Below are 14,966 nucleotides of genomic sequence, written 5' to 3'. Positions count from 1 at the left end.
GCGGTTGAGGGGGCGGGCTCGCTGGTAAGACCTGGGGATGGCCGTGCTCGTGTCCGTCCTCGCGTTCCTGATGACGCTCGCGGGCGGCCTCACCGCGATGCGCGTCCGCGACCACCGGCACCTCGTCCTCGGCCTCGCGGGCGGGCTGATGCTCGGCGTCGTCGCGTTCGATCTGCTCCCCGAGTCGCTGGACCTGACACGGCACCGCCCGTTCGGCGTCCCCGCCCCCATGATCGGCTTCGCGGCGGGGTTCGTGCTCCTGCACGTCGTCGAGCAGGCGGTGGCGATCCACCGCGCCCACGAGGAGGAGTACGCCCCGCACGAGCACGTCCACGGCTCGGGCTCCGGCGGGCTGCTCGCCGCGCTCGCCCTCGTCCTGCACAGCCTCGTGGACGGCCTCAGCATCGGCTTCGGCTTCCAGACCGGCACCGAGACCGGCGTGTTCGTGGCGCTCGCCGTCGTCACCCACGACTTCGCGGACGGGTTCAACACCTTCACCGCCGCCTCGCTGTACCGCCGCGACCGGCGCCCCGCCGTCCTGCTGCTGCTCGCCGACGCCGCCGCCCCCGTCGCCGGGGCCGCCATCGGCACGCTGGCGACCGTCCCGGAGGCCGTCCTCGGCCCCTACCTCGGCGTCTTCGCCGGCGTCCTGCTGTACCTGGCCGCCGCCGAGATCCTGCCCGAGGCGCACAGCGTCCACCCGCGGGTCATGACCCTGGCCGCCACCGGGCTCGGGCTGTTCGCCGTGCTGCTCAGCGTCGGGCTCGCGAGGTGAAGAAGGGCCGCCCGGAAACCCGGACGGCCCTTCTTCGGGAACGTTCTCGGCGTCAGCCCGTCAGCGACGTGGCGAAGCTCTGGTTCGTCTTCAGCCACGCGTCGACCGCCTGGTCCGGCTTGCCCTTGTACTGGTTCTCCATCAGGTCCTCAAGGGAGCCGAGCTGCTTGTCGTCCATCCTGAACTTCTTCAGCCAGCCGGTGACCTCGGGCTGGTCCTTGCCGAAGTCCTTGCGGGCGATCGTGTTGATGCCGTCCGGCTTGCCCATCGCGCCCTTCGGGTCCTGCAGGTCACGGATGGGGTACTTCGTGTAGGCCCAGTGCGGGCGCCACAGCGTGACGACGATGTCCTTCTTGGCGTCGATGGACTTCTTCAGCTCGGTCAGCATCGCCGCCGTCGAGGACGTCGTCACCTTGTACTCGTCCTTCAGACCGTACGCGGGGAGCATCTCCTCCTGCGACACCCGGTACAGGCCGGAGCTCTTCTCGATGCCGACGATCTTGCCGCCGTACTGGCCGCCCTTGCCCTTCAGGTCGTCGAGCGTCTTCAGCGGCGAGTAGTTCGGCACGGCGATGGTCAGCGGCGCCGAGTCGTACCAGACGCCGACCTTCTCCAGCTTGTCGCCGTACTGCTTCCAATAGTCCTCGTGCGTGCCCGGGAGCCAGGAGTCCACGAACAGGTCGACGTCGCCCTTCGACATGCCCGCGTAGAGCGGTCCCGTGTCGAGGGTCTTGACCTCCACCTTGTAGCCCTTGTCGGTCAGGAGCCGCTTCCACAGGGCCGTGGCGGCCTCACCCTCGGCCCAGCCCGAGACCATGCCGATGGTGATCTCCTTGTCGTTCCCACCCCCGCCGGAGTCGGAATCGCCGCACGCCGCGGCGCTCAGACCGAGCGTCAGCGTCAGCGCGGCGACCGTCAGGCCCTTGAACTTGGAGCGCATGCCCATCCTTTCGTTGGCTTGCATGGTGAAGTGGGGGGAGCGGGAAGTCAGTTGGACGTGCCCGCGGCGACCGCGACCGGGACGGGCTCGGCCGCGCGGCGCCGCGAGAACAGCGCGCGCAGCATGCCCGGGCCGTCGCCCAGGGCGCCGGTCAGGCGGTCCAGGTAGATCGCGAGGACCACGACGGCGATGCCGCCCTCGAACCCCTTGGCGACGTCCACCCGGTTGATGCCCTCCAGCACCTCGCCGCCGAGGCCGCCCGCCCCCACCATGCCGGCGATGACGACCATGGACAGCGACAGCATGATCAGCTGGTTGACCCCGGCCATGATCGACGGCATCGCGAGCGGGATCTGGATCCGGGTCAGGATCCGGCCCGGCGGCGTGCCGAACGCCTCGCCCGCCTCCACCATCTCCGGGTCCACGCCGCGGATGCCGAGCTCGGTCAGCCGCACCCCCGGCGGCATCGCGAAGATCACCGTCGCCACCACGCCGGGCACCGAGCCGATGCTGAAGAAGAAGATCGCCGGAATCAGGTACACGAACGCCGGCATCGTCTGCATGAAGTCCAGGACCGGCCGGACGATGCGGCTCACCATGTCGCTGCGCGCCGCCGCGATCCCGATCGGGATCGCCACCACCGTCGACACCAGCGCCGACACCAGCACCAGGGCCAGCGAGTCCATCGCCGGCTCCCACAGCTCCATGCTGTCGACCAGCGCGAACCCGAGGACCGTGAACAGGGCCAGCCGCCAGCCGCTCAGCACCAGCGCGATCACGGCCAGCACCAGCGTCAGCCCCAGCGGCGGCAGGATCGTCAGGACGTCCGTCAGCCCGTCCACCGACGCCTCGATCGCCGAGCCGATCCCGTCGAACAGCCACGCCAGGTTGTCGGTGCACCAGCTCACCAGGCCGTCGAACCACTCGCCGACCGGAACCCGGGGCAGCTTCATCGCCGCGTCACTCATCGCCGCCACCCTCCTTCGTCAGCGCCAGCTCCGGCTCGTCCTCCTCGACCATCTCCTCCACATGGGAGTTGATCGCGCCGAGCGCCGCCAGCAGCGTCACCCGGGGGATCACGCCGAGCAGCGTCCCCTTCTCGTCCGCCACCGGCACCGGCAGGTCGCTCTCGGCGACCCGCACGAACAGGTCCGCGACCGGGGTGTCCGGCGCCACCGGCTCCGGGTCCTCGGGGTCGATCAGGCCGTCGAGCGTCTGGACGTTCTCCTGCACCGCGTCCGCGATCACGGTCGCCCGCACCCGTCCGACGAGTTTGCGATCCCGTCCGACCACGAACGCCGCCGACGTCTGGTGCTCGCGCATCGTCCGCAGAGCCGTCCTCGGCCCGGTCGACGCCAGCACCGTGACCAGTGGCTTCTCCATCACCGAGGCCGCCGTCAGCACCCTGGTACGGTCCACATCCGCGACGAACTGGGCGACATAGTCGTTGGCGGGGTCGGTGAGGATCTCCTCGGCCGTCCCGATCTGCACGATCCGGCCCTCCCGCATCACCGCGATGCGGTCGCCGATGCGCATGGCCTCGTTCAGATCGTGGGTGATGAAGACGATCGTCTTGCCGAACCGGCTCTGCAGGTCCAGAAGCAGGTCCTGGACCTCCCGGCGGATCAGCGGGTCCAGCGCGCTGAACGCCTCGTCCATCAGGATGATGTCAGTGCCCGAAGCCAGCGCGCGGGCAAGCCCCACCCGCTGCTTCATTCCGCCCGACAACTCACCGGGAACCTTGTTCTCCCAGCCTTCGAGACCCACCAGAGCCAGGAACTCCCGGGCGGTCCTCTCTCGTTCATCCTTGGGAACGCCGCGGACCTCGAGCCCGTAAGCGGCATTGGCCAGAACCGTCCGATGGGGGAACAGCGCGAAGTGCTGGAAGACCATGCTGACCTTGTTCTGCCGAAGCGCACGCAGCGCCTTCGGCGGCAGCTTCGCGATGTCCTGGCCGTCGATCTCGACACTTCCGGACGTGACGCCGAGCAACCCGTTCAGCATCCGGATGAGGGTCGACTTCCCCGACCCCGACAGGCCCATGACCACGAAGATCTCGCCCTGCCGGACCTCGAACGTGGCGTCCACCACAGCGGGAGTGACCCCGAGGTCCCGGATCGCCGACATCTCGGCGCCCGCCTTGAGTTTTCGCTGCGCCTCCGCCGTCCTACGGCCGAAGAGCTTGGAAACGCTTTCCGCGCGGAGTACTGACACGATCTCCTTCCGGGTTCCCACGTCGATGCGCGGAAACGGGTCGCCTCGTCCGTCCAGGCGCCCGGGCCTCACGTAAAGAGGCTGTCAACCAGACGCCATGCCTGTGCGTCGCCCGAAACTACCCGGCCAGAGAACATGTTTCATCTTTTGGTGATTTCCGTCACGTTCGGGTTACGAACCGACTACACTTTCGTCCGGTGAAAGTTGAGGTACGACCGCGACGGTGTAGGGCCCCGCTGGTCCTGGTACCGCGACCCGTACTTCGCCGACCCGTAGGGGTACTCCGCCGGCGAGCTCGTCCGGAACAGGCACATCTGCCCGATCTTCATGCCCGGCCACAACTTGATCGGCAGCGTCGCCACGTTCGACAGCTCCAGCGTCACGTGCCCGCCGAACCCTGGATCGATCCATCCCGCCGTCGAGTGCGTGAGCAGCCCCAGCCGCCCCAGCGAGCTCTTCCCCTCCAGCCGCGCCGCGAGATCCTCCGGCAGCCCGAACACCTCGTACGTCGAGGCCAGCACGAACTCCCCGGGATGCAGCACGAACGCCTCCTCGGCGCCCACCTCCACCAGCCGCGTCAGGTCCGGCTGCTCCACAGCGGGATCGATGTGCGGATACCGGTGGTTCTCGAACACTCGGAAGTACCGGTCCAGCCTCACGTCCACACTGGACGGCTGAACCATGTCCGGCTCGAACGGGTCGATCTTCACTCGCCCGGACTCGAGCTCGGCCCTGATGTCGCGATCGGAGAGCAGCACCCCAGAAAGCTATCCCACGCCACGCCCCCACCGGCGATCCGGTACAGTAACCACAGCACGGGCGCCCCTCAGGCCGCCCACGCGGGTGTAGTTCAATGGTAGAACTTCAGCTTCCCAAGCTGACAGCGCGGGTTCGATTCCCGTCACCCGCTCCCAACGAAGGCCCAGGTCAGGGAGCAGCTCCCCGCTTGGGCCTTGATCGTTCTAGAGCCGCCCACAGGCCCTCGTGCCATTAGCGTGCAATTAGGCCACCGGCACCAGAGGCTGTCTGCACCACCGTCTCACCCTTCACCATCCAGCCTCCTTCCCGACCCTGGACGAGGGCGAAGCCCGAGACTCGGGCTGGGGCAACTGCCACGGCGAAGGCCTGGGGAGACGTGCCGAAGGTACTCTGGGCGAGTATCCGTACCGACCCGACCGGAGGCATCAGGAGCCATGCCCGCGATGACTCTCCCCCTGCCGTCCGGTGACACCTGGACCCGGGCGGACTACGAGGCGCTGCCCGAAGACCTTCCAGTACGCGTGAGCCTCATCCACGGAGAACTTGTCGTGAGCCCACGGCCCCGCCCGATCCACCAGCGCATCGCGCGGCGCCTGGCGACCCGCATCGAAGACGCCGCCCCGAACGCCTGGCAGGTGGACACGGATGTGGACGTGCTGCTGGACGACGACGAGTTGGAACCGGTCGAGATCGCCCCGGACATCGTCGTGTACTCGTCCGAGCACGATCCCTATGAACGTCCTATCCATGCCGAGTCGGTCACCCTCGTCGCCGAGGTCGTGTCACCGTCGACCAAGCGTAAGGACCGGCGGATGCAACCGGCCCTGTACGCGGGAGCCGGCATCAGGCACTACTGGCGCGTGGAGACCGACCAGACCGCACCGGCGTTCGCGGTCTACACCTATGAGCTGGACGACTCCAGCGGCGCATATGTCGCCACCGGCGTGCACCACGACCGGGTCACTGCGACCCAGCCCTTCGCCCTCGACATCGACCTCAAGTCCGTTCGCGAACGCTGACATCGTGTAGGGCGTTGCAGCCCGCCAGGTCTCACCCGCCTGGAGACGCGCTGCCGCGGCTTCCGGTGCTCGGGCCGTGGCCGGCCCTGCGCTCCGGGTCCGCTCGCCCTCGGATGATCAGGTGCTGTCGCCGTACCGATCAGGACGAGGGAGCGCAGGTCAGGGGCTACGGCGGCGGGCCATTAGCGGGCCATTAACCAGGGTGATCGAGGGGTACTCACGGTCACTTGCGGTACGGCGTGACGCCAGGTCAGGGGTGCCAGCTGGCAGGTTCGGGGCTATTCCCAAGCTGACAGCGCGGGTTCGATTCCCGTCACCCGCTCCCAACGAAGGCCCAGGTCAGGGACATGATCCCCGATCCTGGGCCTTACTTTTGCCTGGTCGTCATCCCGGACGGGCCATCGTCACACGCGGCGGATCAGGCGAGGGTGTCGGCGGCGATGATTTGTCCGTCGCGAATGACCATTTCTGATTGGCGTGGTCCTGCGGCGCCAGAGCCGGACGTTGGTGTTGTCCGCCCGGCTGTTGGTGGCGTTCGACACGCGGGGTCGGGGCCGCTTGCCGGGGGTGGAGGGCGCGGCGGCGGGGGCGGTGGCGATTGTGTCAAGGCTTCACGGTCCCGGCGTTGATGGTGCGGCCCTGGGTGGTGTCGACGACGACGGGCGAGCCGTCCGGGATGATCCCGTGCAGGCGGCTGAGCAGATCCGGAACCGGGGGCAGGCCGTTCGGGGTGCGGACGGAGATGTGGAAGGTCTTGGACCGCGTCTGGACGTTGGTGACGATGGCGCCGGGGGTGGCCGCGAGCCATGCGGTGGCGGCGTGCTTGACCTGGGTTCGCCAGGCTGCGAACAGGTAGTTCGCGGCTGTGCTTACGCCGAGGGGGACGATGACGACCAGGGCGACGGCGCTGAGAACGAGGGCGGTTCGGATGCGGGTCGGCTCGGCCTTTGCGCCCAGGTAGCCGAGGGCGGCGAAGATGAAGGTGCCGGCGAGGACGAGGGCCAGCACGTTGGACAGGAACAGCACCAGCGCGCCCAGCGCGAGGCCGGGGGCGCCGTCGCCGAGGCAGACGCCGGCCACGACGAGCGGCGGTTCGAGGGAGATCGCGATGGCGACGCCGGGGAGTACGGCGGCGACGTTGCGGCGGGCGAGGGCGACGGCTCCGGCGAGGCCGGTCGCCATCGCGGCGATCAGGTCGGCCAGGCCCGGGGAGGTGCGGCCGGAGATTTGGCTGTTGGACAGCAGGTCGTAGGAGCGGGGCACCGCGAGCGAAGCCACCAGGCCGACGGCGACGACCGCGGCCGCGCCGCCCAGGACGAACCACCCTGCGCCGGTCCTGTGCCGTTTCACCAAGCCGAGCGCCATGCCCATGATCGGGGTGGCCAGGGGGGCGATGATCATGGCTCCGATGACGGTTGCGGTCGAGTCGGAGATCACTCCTGCGGCGGCGATGACGGCGGACAGCACCAGCATCGTCCAGTACGCCGAGTAGTTCGACGGGCGGTCGCCTGAGCGCAGGTCCAGTTCGGCGGTGAGTTCCTCCAGCGTCCGCCGCTGCGCCGCGGGGACCAGCAGTTCCCGCATTCGGGTCAGCACCGCATCACCGGGCCAGGATGAGACGGCGTGCCGCTAGGAGTCGGCCGGGTGAGGGCTTGCCTCATCGACGGGTCAGGGTGTGACGATGTCGAAGTCGCGGTCGACGTCGTCGAGGAGCCCCATCAGCGTGGTCACCACCCGACGGTCGCCGTCGACGTGGACGTCGCCGAGTTCTCCGGTGGCGACCATGCGGAGCAGTTGCGGTTTGGTCAGGGTCAGGGTGAGGTCGGCCGGGGTGCCCTCGTGGGTTCGGGTCTGGGTGAGGACGCCGTTGGCGAGGCTGAGCCGGACCTCGTCCTTGATGTCGGTGAAGACGCAGTCGATGGTCAGGCGGGTGTCCCAGGCGCGCTGGCCGTTGACGCGGATGGCGAGGGAATCGAAGATCTGCTCGATGCTCAGCGCCATGAGGACGTCCGGGGACGAGGAGTCGAGGGTGTTGGTGGGCTTGTCACCGCGCAGTTCGGCCGCGCCCTGGAGGTAGAAGTTCCGCCAGGTGCCGTTCTCGCTGCCATGGCCCAACTGGTCGTAGACCCTAGCGAGAAGCTCCCGTGCTTCGGTGTTGCCCGGATCCGCGAAGACGACGTAGTTGAGCACCTGCGCGGCCCAGCGCGTCTCGCCCGCCGCCAGAGCCGCCTCGGCCTTGGGAAGGACGCTCTGGGCGCCGCCCATGAACTCGACGTGCTTCTTCGCCGATTCCTCGGGCGGCAGCTCCCAGAGGTGGGCCGGGTTGCCGTCGAACCAGCCCATGTACCGCTGGTAGACGGCTTTGACGTTGTGGGAGACCGAGCCGTAGTAGCCGTGGGTGTGCCAGGCCCGGTCCAGCGCGGGCGGCATCTGGATCATCTCGGCGATCTCGGTGCCGGTGTAGCCCTGATTGAGCATCCGGAGCGTCTGGTCGTGGATGTAGGCGTACAGGTCCCGCTGCTGGGACAGGAAGGCGGTCAGCTCGCTGGTGCCCCAGGTCGGCCAGTGGTGCGAGGCGAACAGCACGTCGGACCCGGCGGCGAACGTCTCGATCGCCTCGGTGAGGTAACGCGCCCACACGCGCGGATCGCGGACGATCGCACCGCGCAGCGTCAGCACGTTGTGGAGGTTGTGGGTGGCGTTCTCGGCCATGCACAGGGCGCGCCGGTCGGGGAAGTGGAAGTTCATCTCCGCGGGCGCCTCGGTGCCGGGGGTCAACTGGAAGACGATCCGGACACCGTCGATCACTTCGTCCTGTCCGGTCTCGTTGATCGACAGCGTCGGCTCGATCAAGGAGATCGTGCCGGTCGACGTCGTCGGGCCGAGCCCGGCGCCGATCTGCCCGGTGGCGTCCCTGGGCAACTCCGCTCCGTACATGAAGATCGCGCGCCGGTTCATGGCGGTGCCGGCGTAGACGTTCTCGGAGACGGCGTGCTCCAGGAAGCCGGCCGGAGCGATGATCGGGAGGTCGGCGCCGTCCGGCACCACGCCGCGGACACCACCGAAATGGTCGGCGTGCGAGTGGCTGTAGATGACCCCCTTCACCGGACGATCCCCCCGGTGCTCCCGGTAGAGCGCCATGGCCGCCGCCGCGCACTCCACCGACAGCAGGGGGTCGACGACGATGACACCCGTGTCCCCCTCGACGAAAGAGATGTTGGACAGGTCGAAGCCGCGCACCTGGTAGATGCCGTCGGCCACCTGGTAGAGGCCGTGCTTGGCGGTGAGCTGCGACTGCCGCCACAGACTCGGGTTCGCCGTGTCGGGGCATTCGGCGTCGAGGAAGCCGTAGGCGCTCAGATCCCAGACGACCCGCCCCGAGGTGTCCTTGATCTCCGTCTGCGAGGCCGTGCCGACGAACCCTTTGTCAGCGTTGGCGAAATCGGTCCGATCCTCCATCGACGGCACAGCGTCCACGTTTCCCCCTCGGCGCGCGTTTCCTCAGCAACCAAGCACTTCCCTGGCGTAGCCCACGGCAGCACCGCGGACGCACCAAGAGACCTTCAATCGCCGCCCCTGGTGACGACTCGGCGCCCCCGACGCGCACAGGCGGACGGCGGGCGATTAACGGGCGATCAGCCACGGTGATCAAGGGGCAGTCACGGTCACTTGCGGTTTGAGCGGTGGCCGGGTCAGCCGCTGTGACGGCCGAGTTCGCCATGATTCCCGAGCTGACAGCGCGGGTTCGATTCCCGTCACCCGGGTGGCCCCGGGGTGCGCGGCCGCAGCGACTTTGGTGAACGCGGGGCGCTCCAGCGAAGATCAGCCGAGCGTGAACGTCCTGGCGCGGATACGGCTCCGGCTGGGAGTGTGGGTCTCATGGAGGACTTGAGAGACGCCGAGCGCCGACTCCAGGCCGCGCAGCTCGCTGGAGATGTCGAGGCGCTGGACCGGCTGCTGGACGATCGGCTGATCTTCACCTTCGGTGGGAACGTTCAGACCAAGGCGGACGACCTGGAGGTGCACCGCACTCGGACGCAGGTGCTGACGAAGGTGGCTGAGGAGGAGCTGACCGTGCTCGCCGATGGGCGCACCGGGGTGACCTGGTTTCTCGGCACCGTCGAAGGGACCGTCTCCGGGGCGCCGTTCGCGGCCAGGATGCGCTACACCCGTACTTGGCTACACGACGACACGCACGGCTGGCGAATCATCGCCGTGCACGCCAGCGTGGCCGATTAACGTAGCCGACATGTTGTAGGGCTTACCAATTAGCCCGTCGCTGACACGCACCCGCATCCGAACGGTCGATGGCGGTAACTCCGCCCGAACCGGCTCGCTATCACCGGTGGCCGTTCGGTTGCTGGTCAAGGGCCGATTCGTCGCACGCCGATGCCTCCCAGGGGCGAATCTGGCGCGGCAACGCCAGTGCGTTCTCGATCACGAGACGTGACAATCCCTGTATTAGCGTGCCGTTAGGCCCGGTGCGCCTGCCGCACCGTCGTCGCTCTTCGTCGTCCTTGTCCCGCCCAGCCTGAAGCAACGCCTCGAGGTCATCGGCGATCGTGGTCGCTCATGGCTGACTGGTGCTGGTGGCGCGGCGCGGTCTGTTCGTTGTCGGGGCCATGCGCCCCTTGACGGGCTACTACATTGGCCCGTTGTGAGTGACGTGATCGACTATGGCCGTTTCGCGGATCGGCTGCTCGCCGTCCGGCCTCGATGGGACCTGTACCGCGAGTTCCACGAGGAGTGGGGGTATGAGGTCCCTGAGGGAGAGCCGTCCTGGCCGCGCTGGTCCGAAGACGAGCACAAGGCGTATGTGCAGCGGCTCAAGGGGGAGTCGGCCACGGGTGAGGACGACCCGTTCAAGGACGTCGACCTCGCACTGCCCATCCCGAAGGCGCTGGACGAATGGTGGGACCTGCCGTTCAACTCGTTCACCCACACGCCGCGCCTGTACTGGACGAACCCGGTGTACCCGCCCACCGTCCGCCCCGACCCGTCGGGCTACGGCATCTCGGAGGGACTGCCCGAGGGCAGCCCCTTCATCCAGGGCGATGACGTGCGCGTCTGCATCTTCAAGGCGGAGAACCAGTACTGCAACGAGTGGGGCTACCTCGCGGCTGAGGCCGGGCAGGAGGACCCTCGGGTCCTGGTCGACGTGGACGACGAGGGCGGGTGGGCGCTCCAGGCGCGCTCGATCTCGGAGTTCTTCCTGCTGCTCGCGGTCCAGCGGCTGCCTACGTCGCTTGGCTGGGTCCTCGAATTCGGGTACGACGACCTTGAGGGCGGAACACCTATCGGTGAGCGGCTCGACAGGACGTACCGCGAGATGGGACTGCTGCCCTGGCGCGAACTCGGCGCCGACACTCACGCCTACGGCGGGCCGGACGTGATCATCCTGCACGACCGGGAGGGCACGGGGGACCACCCCCTGGTGATAGCAGGCCGTACTCGCGCCGCGTCGGCCCAGGCCGCGGACCTACTGGGACTCGAATGGTCCGATGACCTGCCCGAACCCCCCCTCGACCCCTTCCTGAGCCCGCCCGTTCCGCCCCGGAGGATTGTCGGAATCAGGCTAGGACGGAGACCAAGCGTCCAGGTCAGGCGCAGGGGCACCGCGTCATCAGGCTGCCATTAGGGGAACGGATGATCAGGGGGTAATCGCGGCCACTTGCTGTATCGCCGAAACGCCAGGTCAGGGCCAGGGACATGATCCCCGGAACTGGGCCTTGAGCGTTCTGCGGCTCACCACAACCGGCCGAGGCCGAAAGAGCCGCTTGGTCGTGCGCGAAGCGAGGCCTTCGCAGCCCCAGTCTCCGGTGTACCGGAACGCGTGTTCGCGCATCTGCCCGTCACATCGTCATTCGCCTCAACGAGCATCCCGGCTGAGAGGAGGCGGATCCGAGGGGGCTCGCGTCAATTCCCGGTGATCTAGCAGATGCCTGGCTGACGCACGGCCGAGGAGTTCGCTCCGAACGGTCAGAAAAGCAGCGGAGTATGGTCCGGCGTGGAGGTGATCATGGCGGACGTCCAGGCGACGGTGTGGGGAGACGGCCCGGCATCAGCGGTCTTCGTTCACGGGATCTTCAGTTGGGGCGCCGACGAGTTGTACGGGTTCGGCAATCAGCGGCCGCTGGAGGACGAGTTCCGGCTGGTCATGATGGACCGGCGCGGTCACGGGGCGAGCCCGGACATCGAGGGCAGTGACTATGAGACGGACGCGGACGACATCACTGTTCTGCTCGGCGACGGGGCCCATCTGGTGGCGCACTCCTACGGCGGTGCGGGCGCGATGCTGGCCGCCGTGCGCCGACCCGACCTGGTGCGGTCACTGACCCTGATCCAGCCCGGCACTCTGCGGCCCGCGGCAGGACATCCGGTGGTGGACGAAGCGCTGGAACGCGCTCGCGCCGGCACTGCGGGACTGCCACCGGAGATGACTCCGGAGGAGTACCTGCGGGCGTCCACCGAAGGCATCGGGATGCCTGTGCCGGAGGCCACGCCGGAACGCCTCCGGGCGGTCCGCGCTGCGATGCGCGAGCGGCCCTGCTGGGACGCCGAAATCCCCCTGGACCAGCTCGCCGCCGCGCCCTGGCCCAAGCTGATGATCTCAGGCACCTGGGAGGACGCCCCCGAGCTCTACCGCCGTTATGCGGGCGAGCCGCTCATCGCCGCCGCGGAGTTCATCGCCGAGCGGATCGGCGCACGCTACCTGAAGGTGCCCGGCTACTACCCGCAGGTACAACAGCCCAGTACCGTCAACGACGCATTGCGCGACCTCTGGCGGTGTGGGCCGGAGTAATGCACATGTGGGCATGGGACGTCGGCATCATCTCTCGACGAACTGAGCCGTGCAGAAGAGTCGGCTCCGGGCACGTCCAGCGGAGAGTCATGCGTGAGCCGGTCTCCGCATGATCCGGTCAGTTCCATCAGGACGACGGCGACGAGGCAGCCCGGTCCTCGGTGTGTGCTGACCGATTATCTTTCGGCGTCGTGCTCGTCTGTACGTCGAGAACCGACTTACAGGAGTCTGACGCCATGCGGAAACTGACCTTCGCCATGAACCTGAGCCTGGACGGCTACGTCGCCGCGCCGGGTGACGATCTCGGTTGGAGCGTGCCGAGTGACGAGCTGTTCCAGTGGTGGTCCGACCGGGTGGGGGCGACGGATCTGGCGCTGTACGGGCGCAGGTTGTGGGAGACGATGAGCTCTCACTGGCCGACCGCCGACCAGCAGCCCGGCGCCACCCCGGCGCAGATCGAGTTCGCGCGCCGCTGGCGGGACATGCCGAAGGTGGTGTTCTCCTCCACGATCGACAAGGTCGACTGGAACGCCCGCCTGGTCACCGGCGACGCGGTCACCGAGATCACCCGGCTCAAGAACGAGGACGGCGGCCCGATGGACATCAGCAGCGCCACACTCGCCGCGACGGCGATGCGGGCCGGGCTGATCGACGAGTACGTGCTGGTCACCCACCCGGTCCTGGTGGGCGGCGGCAAACCGTTCTTCACCGCGCTGGACACCTGGGTGAACCTGAACCTGGTCGAGACCCGGACGTTCCCCGACGGCGTACTCCTGACCAGATACGAGACCAGGCGCTGAGTACCCGACCTCGGGGCGGCCCGTGGGTCGGGCCACCAAGGATCTCGCGGCCCTGTGTTCCGGGGCGATCCTGATACCCATCCCGGATCACAGGCAGTAGATCTTGCGGTCGCTCGGTCTCTCCCTGGTGCCACCGTGACTGGCGGTCGCTTACCAGCTCCTACTTGTCGGCTGGCGCGTACACCAGTTCGAGGATTCCGGACGGGAAGCCTGTGCTCTTTACCAAGCGCAGGTTCACGGGCTGATCCAATTCGGGGAACAGCGGCGCTCCCTTGCCGGTGGCGGCGGGCAGCACCCACAGCCGGTACTCGTCAACCACGCCGAGTTTGATCAGGGAGTGCAGGAACGCGGTGCCGCCGGCGGCGACGAGGTCCTTGCCCGGCTCGGCCTTGAGCTTGGCGATCTCCTCCGCCGTGTCACCGCCGGCGATCCGGGTCTCGGGCCAGTCGGTGGCCGATTTCAGGGTGCGGGAGAACACGACCTTGGGGATCTCGTTCATTGGCCGGGCAGACGGGTGGTCGGAGTCGGGCCAGTGCCCGGCCATGATCTCGTAGGTGTTGCGGCCCATGAGGAAGGCCCCGGCCTCCCACAGCCGGCTGACGAAGTACTTCTCCTGCTCGGGGTCGTCGATGCTCATCATGACGTCCCTGATTCCGTTGTCCCCGTCAGCGCTCTTACCGTCGAGCGAGACGTAGTAACCCAGGATCAACTTCCGCATCCGATGCCTCCGCGTGCTTTCATCCGCGCCGGGACGGTCCCAGCAGTCACCAGCTCGATCAACTCGTGCTCAGTGGCTGATCACTCACACACTCAGACCGCCCGGTTCCCAAGAACTCATCGCACTCCGCGCCATCGGTACCTCGCGCGCGCAGTTGTGAGCCGCCACCTCCCCGTACAACCATCCGAGCGCCCCATCCGCAGGTAGGCGCTGATCGCGGGGCGTTGATGTTGCTGACCTCAAGCCATACGTGCCCGGCCCCCCGCTCTTCGGCGAAGTCGAAGGCGTGGCTCATCAAGGTCCGTCCCAGTCCCCGGCCTCTCCAGCCTGGGGCGACCTCGATGTCGCAGATGGTCAGGCGCCTGTTCCATGGTTCGAAGGAGCTCTCTACGAACCCGCACAGGTCGTCTCCGCTGTAGGCGACCACCGTCTGGCTCGACTCGGGATCGCGGTCGGCCCGGGTGTCCTCATCAGCTGGGAAGACCTTGTGGATCGGAGGGGTCACGGGAGTCTGGCGAAGCGTGAAGCCCTCGCCCGTTTCGACTACTTCGAACACGGAATCGTGATCGACAACCTACTGCCGTCCAAGCAGAAGGCGTCGTCCCGTTGCTGTGTCATCAGCAGCCTCTGACCGCTCAGTGTCATCGCCGCCGGCACCTCGCGCTCCCTTTGGCGGCGCCCACCCCCGCCCTGCGGCGCGTCGGATCGAGCACCACCACCGGCAGGAACAGCGCCCACAACTCGTCAGGCAAGAACCGCTCCACCATCTCCGCAGCCGCGAGCTGCCGCCTCTGTCGCACCCTCTCGGCGTTCGGGTGAACGAGCACAGCGGGCCGCGGCGAGGGTGGGGCGGGCCGCGGTCAAGAAGCCTGGGAACTCCCGGCGGGAGGACGGACCTTCGCCGAGGGCGGGTGGCCGATGAGTAGTTCCTTGACGAAT

Annotated in this window: 13 protein-coding genes, 1 tRNA gene and 1 pseudogene; 7 read left to right on the top strand and 8 right to left on the bottom strand. The window is 67.9% G+C overall.

The features are described 5' to 3' along the window. Positions 1–37: 37 nt before the first annotated feature. Positions 38–775, top strand: a complete 738-nt coding sequence (locus BJY14_RS19435) for a ZIP family metal transporter (protein ID WP_179844920.1) — start codon at positions 38–40, stop codon at positions 773–775. A 52-nt stretch (positions 776–827) separates the two neighbouring features. Here the strand turns inward: BJY14_RS19435 and BJY14_RS19430 are convergent, their stop codons facing one another. The 4 genes and pseudogenes from BJY14_RS19430 to dcd form a co-directional block, all read right to left on the bottom strand. Beyond that, positions 828–1,715, bottom strand: coding sequence for a glycine betaine ABC transporter substrate-binding protein (locus BJY14_RS19430; protein ID WP_179844919.1), 888 nt, complete (start codon positions 1,713–1,715; stop codon positions 828–830). Between the two features lie 47 nt (positions 1,716–1,762). After that, positions 1,763–2,512 (bottom strand): annotated as a pseudogene (locus tag BJY14_RS19425) (ABC transporter permease); the annotation flags it as partial. Positions 2,513–2,675: 163 nt separating this feature from the next. Continuing rightward, positions 2,676–3,929, bottom strand: a complete 1,254-nt coding sequence (locus BJY14_RS19420; RefSeq protein WP_179844918.1) for a quaternary amine ABC transporter ATP-binding protein — start codon at positions 3,927–3,929, stop codon at positions 2,676–2,678. 182 nt (positions 3,930–4,111) lie between these two features. Next, positions 4,112–4,687: a dCTP deaminase gene (dcd, locus tag BJY14_RS19415; protein ID WP_179844917.1), complete on the bottom strand. Its 576-nt coding sequence runs from the start codon at positions 4,685–4,687 to the stop codon at positions 4,112–4,114. An 81-nt stretch (positions 4,688–4,768) separates the two neighbouring features. Here dcd and BJY14_RS19410 point away from each other — a divergent pair. After that, positions 4,769–4,839 (top strand) — tRNA-Gly (locus tag BJY14_RS19410). Between the two features lie 292 nt (positions 4,840–5,131). Beyond that, the gene (locus tag BJY14_RS19405) at positions 5,132–5,707 is read left to right on the top strand and encodes a Uma2 family endonuclease (RefSeq protein WP_179844916.1); all 576 of its coding nucleotides are present in this window, start codon (positions 5,132–5,134) and stop codon (positions 5,705–5,707) included. Between the two features lie 603 nt (positions 5,708–6,310). Here the strand turns inward: BJY14_RS19405 and BJY14_RS19400 are convergent. After that, positions 6,311–7,303 (bottom strand): DUF389 domain-containing protein, encoded by a 993-nt coding sequence (locus tag BJY14_RS19400; RefSeq protein WP_179844915.1) that lies wholly within the window; start codon positions 7,301–7,303, stop codon positions 6,311–6,313. Positions 7,304–7,375: 72 nt separating this feature from the next. Next, entirely contained in the window at positions 7,376–9,166 is a 1,791-nt protein-coding gene (locus tag BJY14_RS19395; protein WP_179849494.1) for an alkyl/aryl-sulfatase, read from the bottom strand. 420 nt (positions 9,167–9,586) lie between these two features. On the opposite strand from BJY14_RS19395, the gene BJY14_RS19390 reads away from it, so the two are divergent. The 4 genes from BJY14_RS19390 (at position 9,587) to BJY14_RS19375 (ending at position 13,309) form a co-directional block, all read left to right on the top strand. Continuing rightward, entirely contained in the window at positions 9,587–9,946 is a 360-nt protein-coding gene (locus BJY14_RS19390) for a nuclear transport factor 2 family protein (RefSeq protein ID WP_179844914.1), read from the top strand. A 418-nt stretch (positions 9,947–10,364) separates the two neighbouring features. Next, the gene (locus BJY14_RS19385; RefSeq protein ID WP_179844913.1) at positions 10,365–11,345 is read left to right on the top strand and encodes a hypothetical protein; all 981 of its coding nucleotides are present in this window, start codon (positions 10,365–10,367) and stop codon (positions 11,343–11,345) included. Between the two features lie 381 nt (positions 11,346–11,726). Then, positions 11,727–12,509, top strand: coding sequence for an alpha/beta fold hydrolase (locus BJY14_RS19380; protein WP_179844912.1), 783 nt, complete (start codon positions 11,727–11,729; stop codon positions 12,507–12,509). A gap of 236 nt (positions 12,510–12,745) precedes the next feature. Next, positions 12,746–13,309 carry a dihydrofolate reductase family protein gene (locus tag BJY14_RS19375; RefSeq protein ID WP_179844911.1) on the top strand — a complete coding sequence of 188 codons (564 nt, stop codon included), beginning with the start codon at positions 12,746–12,748 and terminating at the stop codon, positions 13,307–13,309. A gap of 160 nt (positions 13,310–13,469) precedes the next feature. Here the strand turns inward: BJY14_RS19375 and BJY14_RS19370 are convergent, their stop codons facing one another. Continuing rightward, positions 13,470–14,027: a dihydrofolate reductase family protein gene (locus tag BJY14_RS19370; RefSeq protein WP_179844910.1), complete on the bottom strand. Its 558-nt coding sequence runs from the start codon at positions 14,025–14,027 to the stop codon at positions 13,470–13,472. Between the two features lie 58 nt (positions 14,028–14,085). Beyond that, entirely contained in the window at positions 14,086–14,532 is a 447-nt protein-coding gene (locus BJY14_RS47745; RefSeq protein ID WP_376770047.1) for a GNAT family N-acetyltransferase, read from the bottom strand. Between the last annotated feature and the right edge of the window lie 434 nt (positions 14,533–14,966).

It is taken from the genome of Actinomadura luteofluorescens, from assembly GCF_013409365.1.
Lineage (GTDB): Bacteria > Actinomycetota > Actinomycetes > Streptosporangiales > Streptosporangiaceae > Spirillospora > Spirillospora luteofluorescens.
This window is presented reverse-complemented; position numbering and strand designations above follow the sequence as displayed.